Annotated in this window: 15 protein-coding genes; 7 read left to right on the top strand and 8 right to left on the bottom strand. The window is 72.9% G+C overall.

All coding sequences use genetic code 11. From position 1 onward, the window contains the following. Nucleotides 1-58 precede the first annotated feature (58 nt). The gene (locus tag AB0O01_RS04920) at nt 59-910 is read right to left on the bottom strand and encodes a helix-turn-helix transcriptional regulator (protein WP_365311024.1); all 852 of its coding nucleotides are present in this window, start codon (nt 908-910) and stop codon (nt 59-61) included. 144 nt (nt 911-1,054) lie between these two features. On the opposite strand from AB0O01_RS04920, the gene AB0O01_RS04915 reads away from it, so the two are divergent. After that, on the top strand, nt 1,055-1,906 hold the full coding sequence (locus AB0O01_RS04915) for an NAD(P)-dependent oxidoreductase (protein WP_365311022.1): 852 nt from the start codon (nt 1,055-1,057) through the stop codon (nt 1,904-1,906). A 40-nt stretch (nt 1,907-1,946) separates the two neighbouring features. Here AB0O01_RS04915 and AB0O01_RS04910 read toward each other — a convergent pair whose 3' ends face one another. The 3 genes from AB0O01_RS04910 to AB0O01_RS04900 form a co-directional block, all read right to left on the bottom strand. Then, nucleotides 1,947-3,251, bottom strand: a complete 1,305-nt coding sequence (locus AB0O01_RS04910) for a GH1 family beta-glucosidase (RefSeq protein ID WP_365311247.1) — start codon at nt 3,249-3,251, stop codon at nt 1,947-1,949. A gap of 188 nt (nt 3,252-3,439) precedes the next feature. Beyond that, nucleotides 3,440-3,718 (bottom strand): protealysin inhibitor emfourin, encoded by a 279-nt coding sequence (locus tag AB0O01_RS04905; protein ID WP_365311021.1) that lies wholly within the window; start codon nt 3,716-3,718, stop codon nt 3,440-3,442. 21 nt (nt 3,719-3,739) lie between these two features. Then, nucleotides 3,740-4,810, bottom strand: a complete 1,071-nt coding sequence (locus AB0O01_RS04900) for a M4 family metallopeptidase (RefSeq protein WP_365311019.1) — start codon at nt 4,808-4,810, stop codon at nt 3,740-3,742. Between the two features lie 386 nt (nt 4,811-5,196). On the opposite strand from AB0O01_RS04900, the gene leuA reads away from it, so the two are divergent. The 6 genes from leuA (at nt 5,197) to AB0O01_RS04870 (ending at nt 13,513) form a co-directional block, all read left to right on the top strand. Beyond that, on the top strand, nt 5,197-6,918 hold the full coding sequence (gene leuA, locus AB0O01_RS04895) for a 2-isopropylmalate synthase (protein WP_365311018.1): 1,722 nt from the start codon (nt 5,197-5,199) through the stop codon (nt 6,916-6,918). Between the two features lie 183 nt (nt 6,919-7,101). Beyond that, nucleotides 7,102-7,797 carry a TerB family tellurite resistance protein gene (locus AB0O01_RS04890; protein ID WP_365311017.1) on the top strand — a complete coding sequence of 232 codons (696 nt, stop codon included), beginning with the start codon at nt 7,102-7,104 and terminating at the stop codon, nt 7,795-7,797. A 199-nt stretch (nt 7,798-7,996) separates the two neighbouring features. Next, nucleotides 7,997-10,147 (top strand): MMPL family transporter, encoded by a 2,151-nt coding sequence (locus AB0O01_RS04885; protein ID WP_365311016.1) that lies wholly within the window; start codon nt 7,997-7,999, stop codon nt 10,145-10,147. Between the two features lie 135 nt (nt 10,148-10,282). Next, nucleotides 10,283-11,521, top strand: coding sequence for a histidine kinase (locus AB0O01_RS04880; protein WP_365311015.1), 1,239 nt, complete (start codon nt 10,283-10,285; stop codon nt 11,519-11,521). Then, entirely contained in the window at nt 11,518-12,207 is a 690-nt protein-coding gene (locus tag AB0O01_RS04875; RefSeq protein ID WP_365311014.1) for a response regulator transcription factor, read from the top strand. Before AB0O01_RS04880 ends, AB0O01_RS04875 begins: the two co-directional genes overlap by 4 nt. 118 nt (nt 12,208-12,325) lie before the next feature. Further along, nucleotides 12,326-13,513 (top strand): sialidase family protein, encoded by a 1,188-nt coding sequence (locus tag AB0O01_RS04870; RefSeq protein WP_365311013.1) that lies wholly within the window; start codon nt 12,326-12,328, stop codon nt 13,511-13,513. Here AB0O01_RS04870 and AB0O01_RS04865 read toward each other — a convergent pair. The 4 genes from AB0O01_RS04865 to AB0O01_RS04850 all read right to left on the bottom strand — a co-directional run bounded on the left by AB0O01_RS04865 (nt 13,510) and on the right by AB0O01_RS04850 (nt 18,574). After that, nucleotides 13,510-14,436: a dihydrodipicolinate synthase family protein gene (locus AB0O01_RS04865; protein WP_365311012.1), complete on the bottom strand. Its 927-nt coding sequence runs from the start codon at nt 14,434-14,436 to the stop codon at nt 13,510-13,512. The two genes, AB0O01_RS04870 and AB0O01_RS04865, sit on opposite strands and share 4 nt — an antisense overlap. Next, a complete protein-coding gene (locus AB0O01_RS04860; RefSeq protein WP_365311011.1) occupies nt 14,436-15,503 on the bottom strand; it encodes an ABC transporter ATP-binding protein in 1,068 nt (355 codons plus the stop codon). Before AB0O01_RS04860 ends, AB0O01_RS04865 begins: the two co-directional genes overlap by 1 nt. 123 nt (nt 15,504-15,626) lie before the next feature. After that, the gene (locus AB0O01_RS04855) at nt 15,627-17,615 is read right to left on the bottom strand and encodes a dipeptide/oligopeptide/nickel ABC transporter permease/ATP-binding protein (protein WP_365311010.1); all 1,989 of its coding nucleotides are present in this window, start codon (nt 17,613-17,615) and stop codon (nt 15,627-15,629) included. After that, the gene (locus AB0O01_RS04850; protein WP_365311008.1) at nt 17,612-18,574 is read right to left on the bottom strand and encodes an ABC transporter permease; all 963 of its coding nucleotides are present in this window, start codon (nt 18,572-18,574) and stop codon (nt 17,612-17,614) included. Before AB0O01_RS04850 ends, AB0O01_RS04855 begins: the two co-directional genes overlap by 4 nt. Nucleotides 18,575-18,584: the final 10 nt, after the last annotated feature.

Here is an 18,584-nt window from a genome sequence, read left to right as displayed (position 1 = left end):
CTGGTCGCGCAGTTCTCCCCCAGAGGGGGCACCCCCAGCTCCCCTAAAACCAAAAACCTCAAGTCCTCCCGGTGTTCGAGAGGTTCTGGGTGCCGATGACCCTCAGCAGCCTCAGGCGTTCGTAGGTCTCTGTGTCCGGGCGGGCCGTGTGGATGATCAGGAGGTGGCGGTGGCCGTGGCTGAGGAGGATCTCGCAGTCCAGTTCCAGCAGACCGACCACCGGGTGGAGGAACCGCTTGGTCGCGCTGTCCCGCTGGGACACCTCGTGCTCGGTCCACAGGGACGCGAACTCCTCGCTGCGGGAGCGGAGTTCGGCCACCAGCGCCGCCGGTTCCGGATCGTCCGGGTGGGCCGCGGCCACCGCCCGCAGGCTCGCCACATGACCACGGGCCAGCGCCGCCCGGTCCTCCTCGGGGAACAGCGCCCGCGCCCCGGGATCCAGAAAGAAACGGCGCCGTAGGTTCCGCTCCCGGCGCGGCTGGGCCATCACATCGCCGATCATCGCCTTGGCCAGCGCGTTCTGCGCGAGCAGCTCACCGCAGTCGTTGACGATGTGCGCGGGCGCGTCGTCCAGCCGGTCCAGGACCAGCAGCAGCCCGGGGCGGACATGCGCCGACGCGGTCTCCCGCCGGGGCGGCTCCTCACCGGTCAGATGGAAGAGGTGGTCGTGCTCCACCTCCGTCAGCCGCAGCGCGCGGGCCAGCGCGGTCAGGGTCTGCCGGGACGGCCGCGGGCCGCGTGACTGCTCCAGCCGCGTGTAGTAGTCCACGGACAGCCCCGCCAGCCCCGCCACCTCCTCCCGCCGCAGTCCGGGCGTACGGCGCCGGGGGCCCGCCGTCAGGCCCACATCGGCCGGGGTGATGCGGGCGCGCCCCCGGCGCAGGAAGTCCGCCAGTTCCGTTCGGTTCACCCCTCCACCCTGCAACGTCCCGTCCGTCTTATCCAGGGACTCCCGATCCCCCGATCGACAGGTCTCTCCCGCCGCCGCCCTCCCCACCCGAGGCTGGACCCGGAGATCGCGACGAGCGATCACGGGAGAAGGCGAGTGAGTGCCATGCTGACACTGGTGACGGGTACGACCGGGCAGGTCGGGCGGCGGTTTCTGCCCCGGCTGCTGGCGCGGCGGCAGGGGAGCGACCAGGTGCGGATCCTGGTGCGGGACGCGGCCCGCGCCGAGCCCTTCGCGGAGCTGGGCGCGCAGGTCGTCGTCGGTGATCTGCGCGACGAGGAGGCGCTCGGGAAGGCGGTGGCCGGGGCGGACGCCGTGGTGAACATCGCCGCCTCCTTCCGCGGGGTCCCCGACGAGGAGGCATGGGCGGTGAACCGGGACGCGGCCGTCGCCCTCGGCAAGGCCGCCCAGTCGGCCGGGGTGCAGCGGTTCGTGCAGGTCAGTACGGGGGTGGTGTACGGCATCGGGCGCGGGCGTCCGCTTGTCGAGGAGGACGAGAACCGGCCGGGCGGCGAGCTGTGGGGCGCCTACCCGGAGTCCAAGATCGCGGCCGAGCGGGAGCTGCTGGCCCTGCCCGAGCTGGACGTCCGGATCGGGCGGCTGCCCTTCGTGTACGGGGAGGGCGATCCGCATCTCGCCCAGTCCCTGCGCTGGGCCGCGCACTGGGCCAGAGCCCAGCGCCTCCAGATGGCCCACCACATGGATGTGGCCCAGGGCCTGCTGCGGCTGCTGTGGGCCCCGGGCGCCACCGGCGTCTACAACATCGCCGACGACGCCCCCGTGACCGCCGTGGAGCTGCATCAGCTCAACGGGATCGAGCCCCCGGAGCAGCCCGAGGACCGTACCGACCCCGACCCCTGGTTCGGGATCATGTCCACCGAGCGGATCCGCCGGGAGCTGGGCTACCGGCCGTACTTCCCGAGCGTCTGGAACGCCCGGGACGCCGGAGCCCTCTGAACCCGGCCGCCAGGCCCCCAGGCCGCCCGGCCGCCCGGCCTCAGCGCTGGGCGCGCAGCAGCTCCCGGTACCAGGTGTACGACGCCTTGGGGGTGCGCCGCTGGGTCGCGTGGTCGACGTGCACCAGGCCGAACCGGCGGGCGTAGCCCTCCGCCCACTCGAAGTTGTCCAGCAGCGACCAGACGAAGTAGCCGCGGACGTCCACGCCCGCCTCGATCGCCCGGTGCAGGGCGCGGACATGGCCGTCCAGGTAGGCGATCCGGTCCTGGTCGTCCAGGCCGTCGTAGGAGCAGCCGTTCTCGGTGATGACGATCGGGGGCAGCCGGTCGCCGTAGCGGTCGCGGAAGGTGGTGAGGAGTTCGGTCAGGCCCTCCGGGAGCACCGGCCAGCCGAAGTCCGTCCTCGGGACGTTCTCGATCTCCCGGACGGAGAAGGGCAGTTCGGCGGGCATCCGCACCCCGCCGAAGTCGATCTCGGTGCCCTGCGGGGCGCCCACCCGGGTCGGCGCGTAGTAGTTGACGCCGTAGAAGTCGAGCGGCTCGGAGATCACCTCCAGGTCGGCCGCCACGTCCCCCGGCATCAACTCGCCCAGCCCGGCGGGGTAGTCGCCCAGCAGGAGGGGATCGGCGAAGAGGCGGTTGAGGAGGACGTCGTAGAAGTCGGCGGCGGCCACGTCCGCGCTGTCGTCGGAGGCCGGCCAGGTGGGGCCGTGGGAGTTGGCGATCCCGATCTCCCCGGCCCCGGCCGCGCGCAGGGCCCGGACCGCCGAGCCATGGGCGAGGAGCTGGTGGTGGGCGACCGGCAGCGCGTCGAACAGCAGCCGCTCGCCGGGGGCGTGCAGGCCCAGGGCGTGGCCCAGCAGGGTGTGTTCGGCGGGTTCGTTGAGGGTGATCCACCGGGACACCCGGTCGCCGAGCCGCCCGGCGACCACCGCCACATGGTCGGCGAACCGGGCGGCGGTGTCCCGCTCGCGCCAGTCCAGCGCGGTCGGCAGCTCCCAGTGGAAGAGGGTCGGCACCGGCCGGATCCCCGCCGCGCACAGCGCGTCCACCAGCCGGTCGTAGAAGTCGAGCCCGCCGGGGGAGTTGACCCGGGGCCAGGAGATGGAGAAGCGGTAGGCGTCCACGCCGAGACCGGCGAGGAGCGCCACATCCTCCGGGTAGCGGTGGTAGTGGTCGCAGGCCACGGCCGGGCTGGAGCCGTCCTTCACCCGGCCGGGCCGCGCGGCGAACACATCCCACACCGAGGGTTCGCGCAGCTCGGCCGCGCCCTCGATCTGCTGGGCGGAGGTCGAGACCCCCCAGCAGAATCCCGCCGGGAAGCGGGGGAGGGGGGCCACCTCAATACCGGCCGGGGCCGGGGCCGGAGGCGGGCCCGGAGCCGGGATCGAGGCCGGTATCGGGGCCGTGTCCGGTATCGGTGCCGGGGGCGGTGCAGGGGTCGGGTCCGTGCGTCGGTCGGTCGCCATGCGCGGATCATCCGTACCGCTGGTAACGGAAGTCAACCGGCCGGAGGCGGATCCCCGCAGCCGCGTCAGGCGCCTTCCTTCAGCACCCGGCGGACCAGCTCGCGCTGCTCGTCGGTGAGCCGGGGATCCGCGCAGCGGACGGTCCTCCCGTCCACGGTGATCTCATAACTGAAGCCGTCCGGCACCCCGTGCGGCCCGCCTCCCGGCGGTGTGCCCCGGCCGGCGGCGACCGCCCGCTCGGCCAGGGCCTGCCACTCCGCGGCGTCGGGCCGCCCCGAGGTGTCCACCTCGGCGTGCCGCTCGATCCCCGCGAACCCACCCGTGCGCCTCACCTGAATCCGCATGGGTCCCTGTCTAGTACGGAACTACGCCTCGCGCACCCCGACCCGCTCCCACGCCTTCTGCACGGCGAGCAGTTCCTCGCCGTCCCCGAACCGCTCCCGGGCCGCCGCGACCGTCAGGTCCGCGAACTCGGTGAAGCTGGCGTCCTCCTTCAGCTCGCCGCCGGTCAGCACGTCGTACCAGACCCGGCCCGCGCGCTCCCAGGCGTGGCCGCCGAGGGTGGTGGCGGCGAGGTAGAACGCGTGGTTGGGGATACCGGAGTTGATGTGCACCCCGCCGTTGTCGCGGCCGGTGCGGATGTAGTCGTCCATCGTCGCGGGCTGCGGGTCCTTGCCGAGGACGTCGTCGTCGTACGCCGTGCCCGGGGCCTTCATGGAGCGCAGGGCGGTGCCGGTGACGCGGGGGGCGAGCAGTCCGGCGCCGATCAGCCAGTCGGCCTGGTCGGCGGTCTGGCCCAGGGTGTACTGCTTGATGAGCGAGCCGAAGACGTCCGAGACCGACTCGTTGAGCGCGCCGGGCTGGCCGAAGTAGGTGAGGTTCGCGGTGTACTGGGTGACGCCGTGGGCGAGTTCGTGGCCGATGACGTCGATGGGGAGCGTGAAGTCGAGGAAGATCTCGCCGTCCCCGTCGCCGAACACCATCTGCTCGCCGTTCCAGAACGCGTTGTTGTAGTCCCGGTCGTAGTGGACCGTGGCGTCCAGCGGCAGTCCGGAGCCGTCGATGGAGTCGCGCGCGAACGCCGTGAAGAAGAGTTCGTAGGTCGCGCCGAGGCCCGCGTAGGCGCGGTTGACGGTGGCGTCCCGGCCCGGCTCCGAGCCCTCGCCGCGGACCTTCTTGCCGGGCAGGTCGGTGCCGTGCTCGGCGTCGTGGATGCTGCGCTGCGGGGTGCCGGGCGCGGCGGCGGCCGGGGCGGTGACGGCGGGGGCGCCCAGGACGGTGGTCAGCCGTCGCTGGGTGCGCTCGAAGGCGTCGCGCTGGAGGGTGCGGCGCGCCGCGCTCGCGATGCCCGGTTCGTCGGCCTGGGCGAGGGTGTCGAGGACATGGGGCGGGATGATCGTGCAGAAGATGGGCTCGTGGCCCCCGTTTTCCTTCATGTGCGACACGGTGGCACTCCGTCTGGTTGATGTCACTATGCGTGACCGAGATGGATGAAATGCGGGGTGTTGGAGCGTGGGGGTGGGGGTGGTGTGTTAGCGGGTGCGGGCTGGTGGGGGCCGGTGAGTGGGGGCTGGTCGCGCGGTTCCTCGCGCCCCTGAAAGGCCGGAGACTCCCCCTCCTGTCTATACGAGGGGCGATCCCGCATCGTGATACACGGGCGTCATGGCTCGGGAGTCTCGGTTAGAGTGCTCGGCATCATGCGTTTCGGGCTGCTTCTTCTTAGCTGCCGCGGCGAGGGCCTGTAGTCCAGGTCGACTCCCTCCCCGCGGAGCTTCGTGTTGCCGTCGGCCGTCCCTTCCGGACACCCTCAGGAGCCCCGATCATGGCGAACCGCCAGCAGCCCAGCTCGATGCCCATCCAGAAGTACGGCCGCTACGAGCAGGTCGACATCCCCGACCGCACCTGGCCCCAGCAGCGCGTCACGGCCGCCCCCCGCTGGCTCTCCACCGATCTGCGCGACGGCAACCAGGCCCTGATCGACCCGATGTCCCCGGCGCGCAAGCGGGCGATGTTCGATCTGCTGGTGAAGATGGGCTACAAGGAGATCGAGGTCGGTTTCCCCGCCTCCGGCCAGACCGACTTCGACTTCGTCCGCTCGATCATCGAGGAAGAGGGGGCCATCCCCGAGGACGTCACGATCTCCGTGCTGACCCAGGCCCGTGAGGACCTGATCGAGCGGACCGTGGAGTCCCTGAAGGGCGCCCGCCGGGCCACCGTCCACCTCTACAACGCCACCGCGCCGGTCTTCCGCCGGGTCGTCTTCCGGGGCTCCAGGGACGACATCAAGCAGATCGCCGTCGACGGCACCCGCCTGGTGATGGAGTACGCGGAGAAGCTGCTGGGCCCCGAGACCACCTTCGGCTACCAGTACTCGCCGGAGATCTTCACCGACACCGAGCTGGACTTCGCGCTGGAGGTCTGCGAGGCCGTCATGGACGTCTGGCAGCCCGGCCCCGGCCGCGAGATCATCCTCAACCTGCCGGCCACCGTCGAGCGCTCCACGCCCTCCACCCACGCCGACCGCTTCGAGTGGATGGGCCGCAACCTGAGCCGCCGCGAGCACGTCTGCCTGTCCGTCCACCCCCACAACGACCGGGGTACGGCGGTGGCGGCGGCCGAGCTGGCGCTGATGGCCGGGGCCGACCGCGTCGAGGGCTGCCTGTTCGGCCAGGGCGAGCGCACCGGCAATGTCGACCTGGTCACCCTGGGCATGAACCTCTTCTCCCAGGGCATCGACCCGCAGATCGACTTCTCCGACATCGACGAGATCCGCCGTACGTGGGAGTACTGCAACCAGATGGAGGTCCACCCGCGCCACCCCTACGTGGGCGACCTGGTCTACACGTCCTTCTCCGGCTCCCACCAGGACGCCATCAAGAAGGGCTTCGACGCCATGGAGGCCGACGCCGCCGCCAGGGGCGTCACCGTCGACGACATCGAGTGGGCGGTCCCGTACCTGCCCATCGACCCCAAGGACGTCGGCCGCTCCTACGAGGCCGTGATCCGGGTGAACTCGCAGTCCGGCAAGGGCGGTATCGCCTACGTCCTGAAGAACGACCACAAGCTGGACCTGCCGCGCCGGATGCAGATCGAGTTCTCGCGGATCATCCAGGCCAAGACGGACGCCGAGGGCGGCGAGGTCACCCCGAAGGACATCTGGGCGGTCTTCCAGGACGAGTACCTGCCCAACCCGGACAACGCCTGGGGCCGCATCCAGGTCCGCACCGGCCAGTCCACCACCGACACCGACGGCGTGGACACGCTCACCGTGGAGGCCACCGTCGACGGCGCCGACACCGTGCTGTCCGGCTCCGGCAACGGGCCGATCTCGGCCTTCTTCGACGCGCTCCAGTCCATCGGCGTCGATGTACGCCTGCTGGACTACCAGGAGCACACCATGAGCGAGGGCGCCTCCGCGCAGGCCGCCTCGTACATCGAGTGCGCGATCGGCGACAAGGTGCTGTGGGGCATCGGGATCGACGCCAACACCACCCGCGCCTCCCTGAAGGCGGTCGTCTCCGCCGTCAACCGGGCGGCCCGCTGACCGCTCCCACCGGGGGTTTACGGATCCCGCCCACCCTCGTCGGTGGGCGGGATCCCGTCGTTTACCGGCGAACTCACGCCAAGGTCACGGAAAGGTCTCGTCCAAGGTACTGACTACGGCTCACTGATGTGGCTAACATCACGCCAGCGCGGCGATGTTGCCGTGGGGTTACGGAGGTGCGACATGCTGCCAGAACGGGAACAAGACGGCCGTGTCGCCAGGTATTCCCGCATCCTGGGTACCCGTACCGCGTGGACGGCCGTCGGCGACGGGCAGTTCTTCTGCCCGGGCTGCGGTGGCGACCGCAACTTCCAGCGGCTCACCGGCCGCCGCCGGTTCACCCTCCTCGGGGTGCCGGTGCTGCCGCGCGGCGAGACCGGGCCCACCATCGAGTGCGCGGCCTGCCGCCGGCACTTCGGCACGGATGTGCTGGACCACCCGACGACCTCGCGCTTCTCGGCGATGCTCCGCGACGCCGTGCACACCGTCGCCCTCGCCGTACTCGCCTCGGGCGGCACCCGCGCGCGTACGTCGCTGTCGGCGGCGGCGGGGACGGTCCGGGCCGCCGGGTTCGACGACTGCACCGAGGAGCAGCTCGACGCGCTCGTCGAGGCGCTCGCGGCGGACACCGGGCGGGTCTACGGGCGGCCCTGCGGGCCGGGGCTGGCCATAGAGCTGCACGAGGCGCTCGATCCGCTGGCGCCGCATCTCGCTCCGGCGGGGCGGGAGGGGATTCTGTTGCAGGGGGCGCGGATCGCCCTCGCGGACGGGCCCTACACGGCCGCGGAGCGGGAGGTGCTGGCGACGGTGGGGGCCGCGTTGACGATCACCGCGGATGAGGTGTCCCGGTTGCTGGCGGCGGCGGGGACGCCTGGGTGAGTTTTTTGGGTGCGGGTGAGTGGGGGCCGGTCGTGCAGTTCCTCGCGCCCCTAAGAGCTTTGTACTCCCCGGGGAGTAAGGGACCCCCGATGTCACCTGGCGTAGTACCCCGTGGCTCGGTCTTCCGTCGGACGTAAAGGAACGGTCCTCCCGACAGGCTGGGGGCGTCCGGTCAGTCTGAGGGAGGGAGGCCCGTCTTATGGGGGCCGTTGGGAGTTCTTCGCGGGGGCGGGTCGTGCCCTGGGTGGTGCTCGGGTTGTGGATCGCCGTGCTGGTGGTGGTCGCGCCGTTCGCGGCGAAACTGGGGGATGTGCAGCGCGACCGGGCCGTGGACTATCTGCCGAACAGCGCCGATTCCACGCAGGTCGCGAAGATCCAGGACCGGCTGCCCGGCGGGGAGACCACCGAGATGGTCGTCGTCTACCACCGGGACGGTGGGCTGACGGAGGCCGACCGGGAGGTCGCCGCGCGGCAGATCGAGGAGATCGCCGGGGCCCACACCCTGGCCGCCGAGCCCGTCGGGGTGCCGTCCGAGGACGGGACGACCCTGATGTATCCGGTCGCCAGCAATGCGCCGGGGCAGGACGAGGACGCCCGGGACGCGCTGGTCAACGAGGTGCGGGAGGTCGCGGACGGAGCGGACGCCGCGGGCGGGCTGAGTGTCGAGGTCGGGGGTGAGGCCGCGCTGGCGACGGACGCCGGGGAGGTCTACCAGTCGCTCGACGGGCCCCTGCTCTACACCACCGTCGCCGTGGTCGCCGTCCTGCTGATCATCATCTACCGCAGTCCGTTCCTGTGGCTGGTGCCGCTGGTCGTCGCCGGGATCGCGGACTTTCTGTCGATGGGGGTCGCGTACGGGCTCAACCAGTGGTTCGGGACGTCGGTGTCCGGGCAGTCGTCCGGGATCATGACGATCCTGGTGTTCGGCGCCGGGACGGACTACGCGCTGCTGCTGGTCTCCCGGTACCGGGAGGAACTGCGGACCGTCGAGCGGCCCCACGACGCCATGGTGCGGGCGCTGCGCGGCTGCGGGCCCGCCGTGCTCGCCTCCTCGGGGACCGTCGCCGCCGGGCTGCTCTGCCTGCTCGCCGCCGATCTGAACTCCAGCCGGGGCATGGGACCGCTCGGCACGGTCGGCGTGCTCTGCGCGCTGCTCGCCATGCTGACCCTGCTGCCCGCCCTGCTGGTGCTGCTGGGGCGGCGGGTGTTCTGGCCGCTGGTGCCGCGCCACGGCAGCACCCCGAAGGCGCGGAAGTCGCTGTTCGCGGCGATGGGTTCCAGCGCCGGGCGGCGGCCGAGGACCGTGCTGGTCGGCGGGGCACTGCTGCTGGGGGCGCTGGCCCTCGGGGCGTTCAACCTGCCCGGCGACCTCAAGCAGGAGGACTCCTTCACCAACACCCCGGAGGCCGTCGCCGCCATGGGGACCCTCGCCACCGCCTACCCCGAGCGCGGCACCCAGCCCATCACCGTCATCGCCCCCACCGGCCGGGCCGACGCCGTGCTGGCCGAGGCACAGGACACCGGCGGGGTGGAGAGCGCCGCACGCGGACGCAGCGGGGACGGGTGGACCGAGATCACCGTGCTCGCCGCCGCGCCCCCGCAGTCGGCGGGGGAGACCCGGACCATCGAGGACCTGCGCGACCGGCTCGACGGCTCCTATGTGGGCGGGCCCAGCGCCGAGCAGCTCGACCTCAAGGACACCAACGCCCGGGACCAGAAGGTCGTCGTCCCGCTGGTGCTGCTCTCCGTGCTGCTGATCCTGGTCGCGCTGCTGCGCAGCCTGGTCGCGCCGCTGCTGCTGGTGGCGGCCGTGGTCGCGGTGTGGGGGGCCGCGCTCGGCATCGGCGGACTGGTCTTCGGGCCGCTGTTCGGGTTCGAGGGCACGGATCCGGGGCTCGGGCTGCTGTCGTTCGTGTTCCTGGTCGCCCTGGGCGTCGACTACGGCATCTTCCTGATGCACCGGATGCGCGAGGAGGCCCTCAAGGGCGCCGAACCCGTCGCCGCCGCGCTCACCTCGCTGCGCACCACGGGCGGGGTCATCGCCTCCGCCGGGCTGGTGCTCGCCGCGACCTTCGCGGTGCTCACCACCATGCCGATGCTGCAACTCGTCCAGCTCGGCTTCGTCATCGCGGTCGGGGTGCTGCTGGACACCTTCCTGGTGCGGACCTACCTGGTGACCAGCGCCAGTGTGGCGCTGCGGCGGACGGTGTGGTGGCCGGGGCCGCTGTCCCGGGCACCCCGGACGCCGGGCGGATCGGAGGGGCCCGGGGGGTCCGAGGGGCGGGACGGGCCGGACGGGCCGGACGGCCGGGGTGAGTCCCGGGCGGTGGGTGCCGGCGCCGGTCGCTGATCCCGACCGGGAGGGAGCCGCTGGTTCCCGACCGCAAGCTCCCTGGTTCCCGACCGCAAGCTCCCGGTTCCCGACCGGAAACCTCTGGTGCCCCCTCCCTCCCGGAGGGGGCACCCCCTAGCGGAGGATGAGCCCGTGCAGGCATCCACCCGGGCGGCCCGGCCCCGCCGTATCGGCGAGCGGGTCATGGCCGCGATCAACCGCGACCCGCTGACGGCACCGCACGCCCTGCGCAACGACGCCGTGCTCGCCGTCGCCACCGCCCTCCTCGCCACCTGGTCCGCCCGCGTGGGCGACCACGGGCAGCGTCCGGACCTGCTCGGCTGGACCCTGCTCTACGCCGCCCATGTGCCGCTGGTGTGGCGGCGGCGGCGCCCGATGCTGGTCCTGCTCACCGTCGTCGCCTGCCTCGCCCCCTACCACGCGCTGGACAACCAGCACACCGCGCCGATCGCGACGACCGTGATCGTCCTCTACACCCTCGCCGCCACCGGCACGGTCCGGCGCACCCTGGTCACCGGCGGCACCATCCTCGGCACCGCCCTCGTCGTCAACGCGCTCACCAACCCCGACGGGCTGCGCGAACTGCTCCGGATCTCCGGGTGGATCCTCGCGGTGCTGTTCTGGGGCATCGACGTGCGCTACTACCGGCAGTACTTCGCCGCCCTGGTGGAGCGCGCCGAACGCGCCGAACGCACCCGCGAGGAGGAGGCCCGCCGCCGGGTCGCCGAGGAACGGCTGCGGATAGCCCGCGACCTGCACGATCTGCTGGCCCACAGCATCACCCTGATCGGGGTGCAGACCTCCGTCGCCGCGCATGTCCTTACCGCCGACCCCGACCGGCTCGACCGGGCCGCCGTCGCCGCCGCCCTCGACGACATCGCCGAGACCTGCCGTTCCGCCCGTGGTGAACTCCGCACCACCCTGGAGGTGCTCCGCGCCCAGGACGGCGGCGACCACCGCGGCTCCCTGCCCGGCCTCGGCGGCCTCGGCGACCTCGCCGACAGCGCCCGGCTGGCCGGGGCGAAGGTCGACCTCACGGTCACCGCCGACGGAGTGCCGCCCGCGGTGGGCGCCGCCGTCTACCGGATCGTCCAGGAGGCCCTCACCAACGCCGTCCGGCACGGTGGGCGCGACGGCCTCACCGTCCGGGTGCGGGTCGAGGGCGACTCCGGCGCGCTGCGGATCGCGGTCACCGACGACGGGGCGGGCAGCGGCACCGGCACCCCGGGCCACGGTCTGGTCGGGATGCGGGAGCGGGCCCGCAGCGTCGGCGGCACCCTGGAGGCCGGGGCGCTGCCGGGCGGACGCGGGTTCGAGGTCAGCGCGGTGCTGCCGCTGAGCGCCGCCGGTGAGGGAGCGGGTGCGCGATGAGTACGGGGACCGAGCCGATCCGGGTGCTGCTCGCCGACGACCAGACGCTGGTGCGGTCGGCGTTCGCCATGCTCGTCGAGTCCGCGAAGGACATGGAGGTCGTCGGGGAGGCCGCGACCGGGCGCGAGGCGGTCGAACTGGCGCGCAGCGTCCGCGCCGATCTGATCGTCATGGACATCCGGATGCCCGACCTCGACGGGATCGAGGCGACCCGGCTGATCGCCGCGGACGACGCTCTCGCGCGGGTGAAGGTGCTGGTGCTGACGACGTACGACAGCGACGAGAACATCGTCTCCGCGCTGCGGGCGGGGGCGGCGGGGTTCCTCGTCAAGGACACCCGGCCGGCCGATCTGCTGGACGCGATCCGTACGGTCGCGGCGGGGGAGGCGCTGCTGTCGCCGGGGCCGACGGCGCGGCTGATCGCGCGGGTGCTGGCGGCTCCGCCGGGGGTGGGGGGTATGGGTGCCGGTGCTGGGGGGCCCGAGGGTCTTTCGGCGCGGGAGCGGGAGGTGCTGGTGCTGGTGGCGCGGGGGTTGAACAACGCGGAGATCGGGGGTGCGCTGGGGGTGAGTCCGCTGACGGCGAAGACGCATGTCAGCCGGATCATGGGGAAGCTGGGGGTGCGGGATCGGGCGCAGTTGGTGGTGGTGGCTTATGAGTCGGGGTTGGTCAAGGCCGGGGGGTAGGTGCGGGTTTGTCGTGGCCGGTCGCGCCCGCGCGGCGGAGCCGCGAATTGACACAGCCCCGCGCCCCTGTCGGCGTTGCCGCCGACCGTGTTGACGAGGTGTCAGTGAGCATGAGGGCATGAGACCACTCCACCGGGGCCTGTTCATGGCCGTCGTCCTTCTCGCCCCCGTCGCCGCCACCGTGCCGACCGCCGCCGCCGTCACCGGATGTGCCTCCTCCGTCCCCTACACCGCCGCCCACGACGGATACGACACCTACCGCATCCCCGCCGTCGTCCGGACCCCGGACGGGGGCGTGCTGGCGTTCGCCGAGGGGCGGCGGGACGGGGCCGGGGACAGTGGGGACATCGATGTCGTGGTGCGGCGGTCCGGGGACGGGGGGTGCACCTGGGGGCCGGTGGACGTGGTGGCCACGGGGGAGGGGGACACCCGGGGGAACCCGGCGCCCGTGGTCGACCCGGCGACCGGGGACGTCGTGCTGCTCACCTCGTACAACAGCGGGCGGGTCAGCGAGGCGCAGATCATGCGGGGGGAGGTGACCCAGGCGCAGGGGCGGCGGGTGTTCGTGCAGCGCAGCGACGATGGCGGGGGGTCCTTCTCGGCGCCCCGCGAGATCACCGGGCAGGTGAAGGCGCCGGGCTGGCGCTGGTACGCGACGGGGCCGGGGCACGCCGTCGCCCTCACCCGGGGGCCCTACCGGGGGCGGCTCGTGGTCGCCGCCAACCACTCCGCCGCGCCGCCCGCCGGATCCGCCGACACCGGGCAGGAGCCCCGCTGGTACGGCGCCCACGCCCTCTACAGCGACGACGGGGGCGTGAGCTGGCGGATCGGGTTCGTGGACGACACGTACGACGGGGTGGACAACGCCAATGAGTCCAGCGCCGCCGAGCTGCCCGACGGGCGGGTCTACTTCTCCGCCCGCGACCAGCACGGCACCGGCACCGGCAACCGCCTGGACACCTACTCCCCCGACGGCGGCGAGAGCCTCGCCCGGCCCTACGCCGTGCAGCACAGCCTGGACGACGTGCCGATCGTGCAGGGGAGCGTGCTCCAGATGCCGGACGGGGGGCCGCTGCTGTTCTCCGGGCCGTCCGTGCCCACCGCCCGCCAGTCCATGGCCCTGTGGAGCAGCGCCGACGACGGGCTGGGCTTCCGCAGGGCGCTCACCCTGTCCGGGCAGCGGGCCGCCTACTCGGACCTGGTGCCGCTCGGGCGGGAGACGGTGGGGATCCTGTACGAGACCGGGGTGTCGGGGGCGTACGAGACGATCGAGTTCCGAAGGCTTTCGCCTGGAGATCTGGGCTAGAGGAGCCCGGCGGTGGCCAGGTGCTTGCCGACCTGCTCGATCTCGTCCGGGGAGAGCGGGATCTGGGGGGCCGCGGTCGCCGGGCAGTCGATGACGCCGCGCAGATGCAGGGCGGCCTTGAAGGCGCCGAGGGCGGAGGAGCTGCCGCCCATCCGGGCCGGGTCGCCGACGCCGACCAGGCCGAACAGGGCGCACAGCCGCTCCTGTTCGGCCCGGGCCCGGTCGGGGTCGTTCGCGCGGGCCAGCCGGTAGAGGCGGACATAGCCGTGCGGGTCGACGTTGGCGAGGCCGGGGACGGCCCCGTCGGCGCCGAGCGCGAGGGCCGCGTCGACGACCACCTCCGAGCCGGTCAGCACGCTGAAGCCGGGGATCGCGCGGGCCCCGAGGACCACCTCGCGGAAGCCGCCGAGGTCGCCGCTGGAGTCCTTCAGGCCCGCCAGGACACCGTCGGCGGCCAGCGCCAGGACCAGGGCCGGGGAGAGCTTGGAGTGCACCGAGCGGGGCAGGTCGTAGGCGACGACGGGCAGGGCGGAGCGCTCGGCGAGCAGGCGGTAGTGGCGGTCGATCTCGGCGGGGTGGGTGCGGGTGTAGAACGGGGCGGTGGCGACGACGGCGTCCGCGCCCGCCGCCGCTGCCGCGGCGATGTGGTCCAGGACCCGGGGGGTCGTCATGTCGATCGCGCCCGCCAGGACCGGCAGGGAGCCGCCCAGATGCCCGGTGACGGTCTCCACCACCCGGCGGCGCTGGGCGTCCGTCAGATAGGCCGCCTCGGAGGTCGAGCCGAGCACGAACAGGCCGTGCACCCCGCCCGCCACCAGATGGTCCACCAGCCGCTCCAGCGAGCGGACGTCCACCTCGCCCTCGGGCGTCAGGGGCGTGCAGACGGGCGGGACGACACCGGTGAGGGGGGCGGGCAGGGGCATCAGTTCTCCCGTGGGTGGCTCCGGCGGGCGAGATCGCGGGTCGACTCGTCCTCCTCCACAGGATGGTGACAGCGGAAGCGGTGGCCGGGCTCCGACGCGGCCGTAAAATCAGGCAATTCGTCCATGCAGACCTGGTCGGCCTTCCAGCAGCGGGTGCGGAACGGGCAGCCGCTCGGCGGGCGGGTCGCCGACGGCACCGGGCCCACCAGCGGGATCGGGTCGACCGGGTGCAGCAGTCCGGGCGTCGCCGAGAACAGGGCGCGGGTGTAGGGGTGGCGGGCGTGCTCGGTGACCCGGGCCGCCGGGGTCTCCTCGACGATCCGGCCCAGATACATGGTGATCACCCGGTCGCTCATCCGCCGCACCGTCTGGATGTCGTGCGAGACGAACACCAGGGCGAGGCCGAGGCGTTCCCTGAGGTCCAGCAGGAGATTGAGGATCTGGGCGCGGACCGACACGTCGAGGGCGCTGGTCGGCTCGTCGGCGACCACCAGCTCGGGGTCCAGGGCCAGGGCGCGGGCGATGGCCACGCGCTGGCGCTGACCGCCGGAGAGCTGGCCGGGGAGGGCGTCGGCGAGGGCGGGCGGCAGCCCCACCAGGGCCATCAGCTCCCGCACCCGCTCCTCGCGCCCGGCGCGGTCGCCGCGGCCGTGCACATCGAGGGGGTCGCGCAGGATCCGGCGGACCGGCAGCCGCCGGTTCAGGGCCGTGGAGGGGTCCTGGAAGATCATGCCGGTGGAGCCGCCGATGACGGTCCGCCGCTCGCCCGGCGGCATCGCCCACAGGTCCCGGCCCCGGAACGCCACCGTGCCCGACACCGGGCGCTCCACACCCACCAGCACCTTCGCCAGCGTCGACTTGCCGCAGCCCGATTCGCCGACCACCCCGACCGTCTCGCCGGGCGCGATGGTGAGATCGGCGCCGGTCAGGGCGTACACCCGGTCGCGGGTGAAGACGCCGCCGCTGCGGGCCCGGTGGACGACATGGGCGTCGGTGACGGTGACGAGGGGCGGGGGCGGGGGGCCGTCGGTCTCGCCGAGGCCGTCGGGTTTGACGAGGGCGTTCATCGTGATGCCTCCCCGTTCGGGGGCGGTGGGCCGCCCGGTTCGCCGAGGGCGTTCATCGTGTCCGCTCACCTCCGCTGGGCCGGCTCATCGCCGTACCGCTCCGAACCCGGCCCGTCCGGCTCCTCATGCGACCGGCTCGCTCTCCGTCGACACCAGGTCCACCGCCGGGTGGTGGCAGGCCGCCAGGTGGGTCGCCGTGCCGGTCAGGGCGGGGGCCGTCGCCCGGCAGACCTCGGTGGCGCGCGGGCAGCGGTCGGCGAAGCGGCAGCCCGCCGGGAAGTCCGCCGGGGCCGGGACGACACCCCTGATCTGCGTCATCCGGTCCGCCCCGCCCTCCAGGGACAGCACACTGCCGAGCAGCCCGCGCGTGTAGGGGTGGGCCGGTGCCTCCACCAGGTCCGCGGTCACCCCGCTCTCCACGATCTGGCCGCCGTACATCACCACCACCCGGTCGGTGATGTCGGCGATCAGGGCGAGGTCGTGGGAGACCAGGATCAGGGCGAAGCCCAGTTCCGCGCGGAGCCGCAGCAGCAGTTCCATCACCTGGGCCTGCACGGTGACGTCCAGCGCGGTGGTCGGCTCGTCGGCGACGATCAGCCGGGGATCGCGGGACAGGGCCAGGGCGATCAGGACGCGCTGGCGCTGGCCGCCGGAGAGTTCGTGCGGATAGCTGCGCAGGGTGCGTTCGGGGTCGAGGCCGACCAGGGTGAGGAGTTCGGCGGGGCTGCGCCGGCCGCCGCGCCGGACGACCTGTTTGAGCTGGGCGCGGATGGTCATCGCCGGGTTGAGGGAGGACAGGGCGTCCTGGTAGACCATCGCCATCTCGTGGCCGAGCAGCCGACGCCGTACCCGGGCCGGTTCGGTGAGCAGTTCGCGCTCCCGGAAGCGGATCCGGCCGCGTACCCGGGCGGCCCTGGGCGCCAGGCCCATCACGGTCAGCGCGGTCAGCGACTTGCCGCAGCCCGACTCGCCGACCAGCCCGAGCACCTCGCCGGGCCGCACCTCGAAGCTGATGCCGTCCACGATGTCGACGCCCCCGTGGCGGCCCGGGAACCCGATCGCCAGGTCCTCCACCGCCAGCACCGGTACCCCGCCGGGCAGCGGCCGGGCCCGGGACCGCAACCGCCGGGCGGCGTCGGTGAGACCGGGCAGCGCCAGCACCTCCCCGGTGCCGGGCCCGGCCGCCTCCAGATGGTCGGTGTGCCCGTCGGCGCCGGGGCGGACCGGTGTCTCGCGGGGCGCCGGGGCCGCCCAGGCGTCCGAGACGCCCTCGGACAGCACGTTCAGCGACAGCACCGTCACCAGCATCAGCAGCCCGGGGAAGACCGTCGCCCACCAGCCGCCGGTCAGCACCATGTTCTTGCCGTCGGCGATGACACTGCCCCAGGACGGGTCCGGCGGACGCACCCCGGCCCCGATGAAGGACAGCGACGCCTCGAACACGATCGCCTCGGCGACCTGCACCGTGCAGAACACCAGCACCGGCGCGGCGCAGTTGATCGCCACGTGCCGCCACACGATGTGCGGGGTGCGGGCGCCGATGACCCGCTCGGCGGTCACATAGTCCTCGCCGTACTGGTCGAGCACGTTCGCCCGCACCACCCGCGCCACCGGCGGGGTGAACAGGAACGCGATGGCGCAGATCAGGACGGTGATCCCGCCGCCGAACACGGCGACCAGGACCGCCGCCAGCGCGATCCCGGGGAACGCCATCACCACGTCCAGACAGCGCATCAGCGTCTCGTCCACCGCCCGCCGGGAGGTCGCCGCGACCGCGCCGATGACCGCGCCCGCCACCAGCGCCAGCCCGGTCGCCCCGAGACCGATCGCGAGGGACCAGCGGGCGCCGAAGACCAGGCGGCTGAGGATGTCCCGGCCGACGCTGTCCTGGCCCATCCAGTGCGCGGCCGACGGGTGCCCGGTCCCGTCGACCGGCGGGAACTGCGCCAGCGGGTCGTAGGGCGCGATCAGCGGGGCGAACACCGCCACCAGCACCACCACCGCCAGAAAGCACACGGCGGCCTTCGACAGCGGGGGCAGCCGGCGCCAGGTGCGCAGCCGGACCCCGGGACGGGCGAGGGCCTCGGTCAGGGCCTTGCGGGTCATGATCATGCGGTCGAGTCCCTCAGTCGCGGGTTGACCAGCAGGTACAGGATGTCGATGACCAGGTTGACGACGACGAACCCGATCGCCGTGGTGATCACGACTCCCTGGACGACCGCCGGGTCACCGTTCTTCACGGCGTCGATCATCAGCTTGCCCATGCCGGGCAGCGAGAAGATCGTCTCGATGACGACCGCGCCGCCCAGCAGATAGCCGACCCGCAGCCCCAGTACGGTCAGCGGGTTCATCAGGGCGTTGCGCAGCACGTTCCGGCCGACCACCACCCGGGGCGGCAGTCCGCTGCCGATGGCGGTGCGGACGTAGTCCTTGTCGAGTTCCTCGACCATCGAGGTGCGGACGATCCGGGTGAGCTGGGCGGCGACCGGCAGGGACAGGGCGAGGGCGGGCAGTGTCATGGTGCGCAGCCAGCCGGTGACCGAGTCGGCCGGGTTGATGTAGCCGCCGGCCGGGAACCAGCCGAGGCCGACCGCGAAGTACTGGATCATCAGCAGCGCCAGCCAGAAACCGGGCGCCGCGACCCCGATCAGCGAGACGACCCGGATGATCTGGTCCGGCGTCCGGTCCCGGTAGACCGCCGCGGTCACCCCGCCGATCAGCGCCAGCACCACCGCGATGCCCAGCCCCAGGAACGTGAGCTGCACGGTCAGCGGCAGCGCGGTCAGCACCTGGTCGAGGACCTCGCCCCGGGTCAGGGCGCTGGTGCCGAGGTCGCCGTGGAGGAGATCGCCCACGAAGTGCAGATACCGCACCGGCAGCGGGTCCAGCAGGCCGTGTTCCGCGCGGAAGTCGCGCAGTTGCTCGGGCGTCGGGTTGGCGCCCTGGAAGAACGCGGACGCCGGATCGACGTCCGAGAACCGCATGACGACGAAGACGAACAGCACGATGCCCAGCATCAGCGGCACCAGCAGCAGGATCCGGCGGACGAGAATCCGGACGACGGCGACCACGCGCGACTCC

The organism is Streptomyces sp. NPDC093252 (genome assembly GCF_040683675.1).
Lineage (GTDB): Bacteria > Actinomycetota > Actinomycetes > Streptomycetales > Streptomycetaceae > Streptomyces.
Note: the sequence above shows the minus strand (reverse complement) of the source record. Positions and strands in the feature narration are given on the sequence as shown.

Bases quoted from the DNA above. Each gene is read 5' to 3' on its own strand.
- AB0O01_RS04855 (WP_365311010.1), bottom strand. From the start codon at position 17,615: ATGATCATGACCCGCAAGGCCCTGACCGAGGCCCTCGCCCGTCCCGGG.
- AB0O01_RS04890 (WP_365311017.1), top strand. From the start codon at position 7,102: ATGCTGCCAGAACGGGAACAAGACGGCCGTGTCGCCAGGTATTCCCGC.
- AB0O01_RS04865 (WP_365311012.1), bottom strand. From the start codon at position 14,436: ATGCCCCTGCCCGCCCCCCTCACCGGTGTCGTCCCGCCCGTCTGCACG.
- AB0O01_RS04870 (WP_365311013.1), top strand. From the start codon at position 12,326: ATGAGACCACTCCACCGGGGCCTGTTCATGGCCGTCGTCCTTCTCGCC.
- AB0O01_RS04915 (WP_365311022.1), top strand. From the start codon at position 1,055: ATGCTGACACTGGTGACGGGTACGACCGGGCAGGTCGGGCGGCGGTTT.
- leuA (WP_365311018.1), top strand. From the start codon at position 5,197: ATGGCGAACCGCCAGCAGCCCAGCTCGATGCCCATCCAGAAGTACGGC.
- AB0O01_RS04900 (WP_365311019.1), bottom strand. From the start codon at position 4,810: ATGAAGGAAAACGGGGGCCACGAGCCCATCTTCTGCACGATCATCCCG.
- AB0O01_RS04875 (WP_365311014.1), top strand. From the start codon at position 11,518: ATGAGTACGGGGACCGAGCCGATCCGGGTGCTGCTCGCCGACGACCAG.
- AB0O01_RS04860 (WP_365311011.1), bottom strand. From the start codon at position 15,503: ATGAACGCCCTCGTCAAACCCGACGGCCTCGGCGAGACCGACGGCCCC.
- AB0O01_RS04885 (WP_365311016.1), top strand. From the start codon at position 7,997: ATGGGGGCCGTTGGGAGTTCTTCGCGGGGGCGGGTCGTGCCCTGGGTG.
- AB0O01_RS04905 (WP_365311021.1), bottom strand. From the start codon at position 3,718: ATGCGGATTCAGGTGAGGCGCACGGGTGGGTTCGCGGGGATCGAGCGG.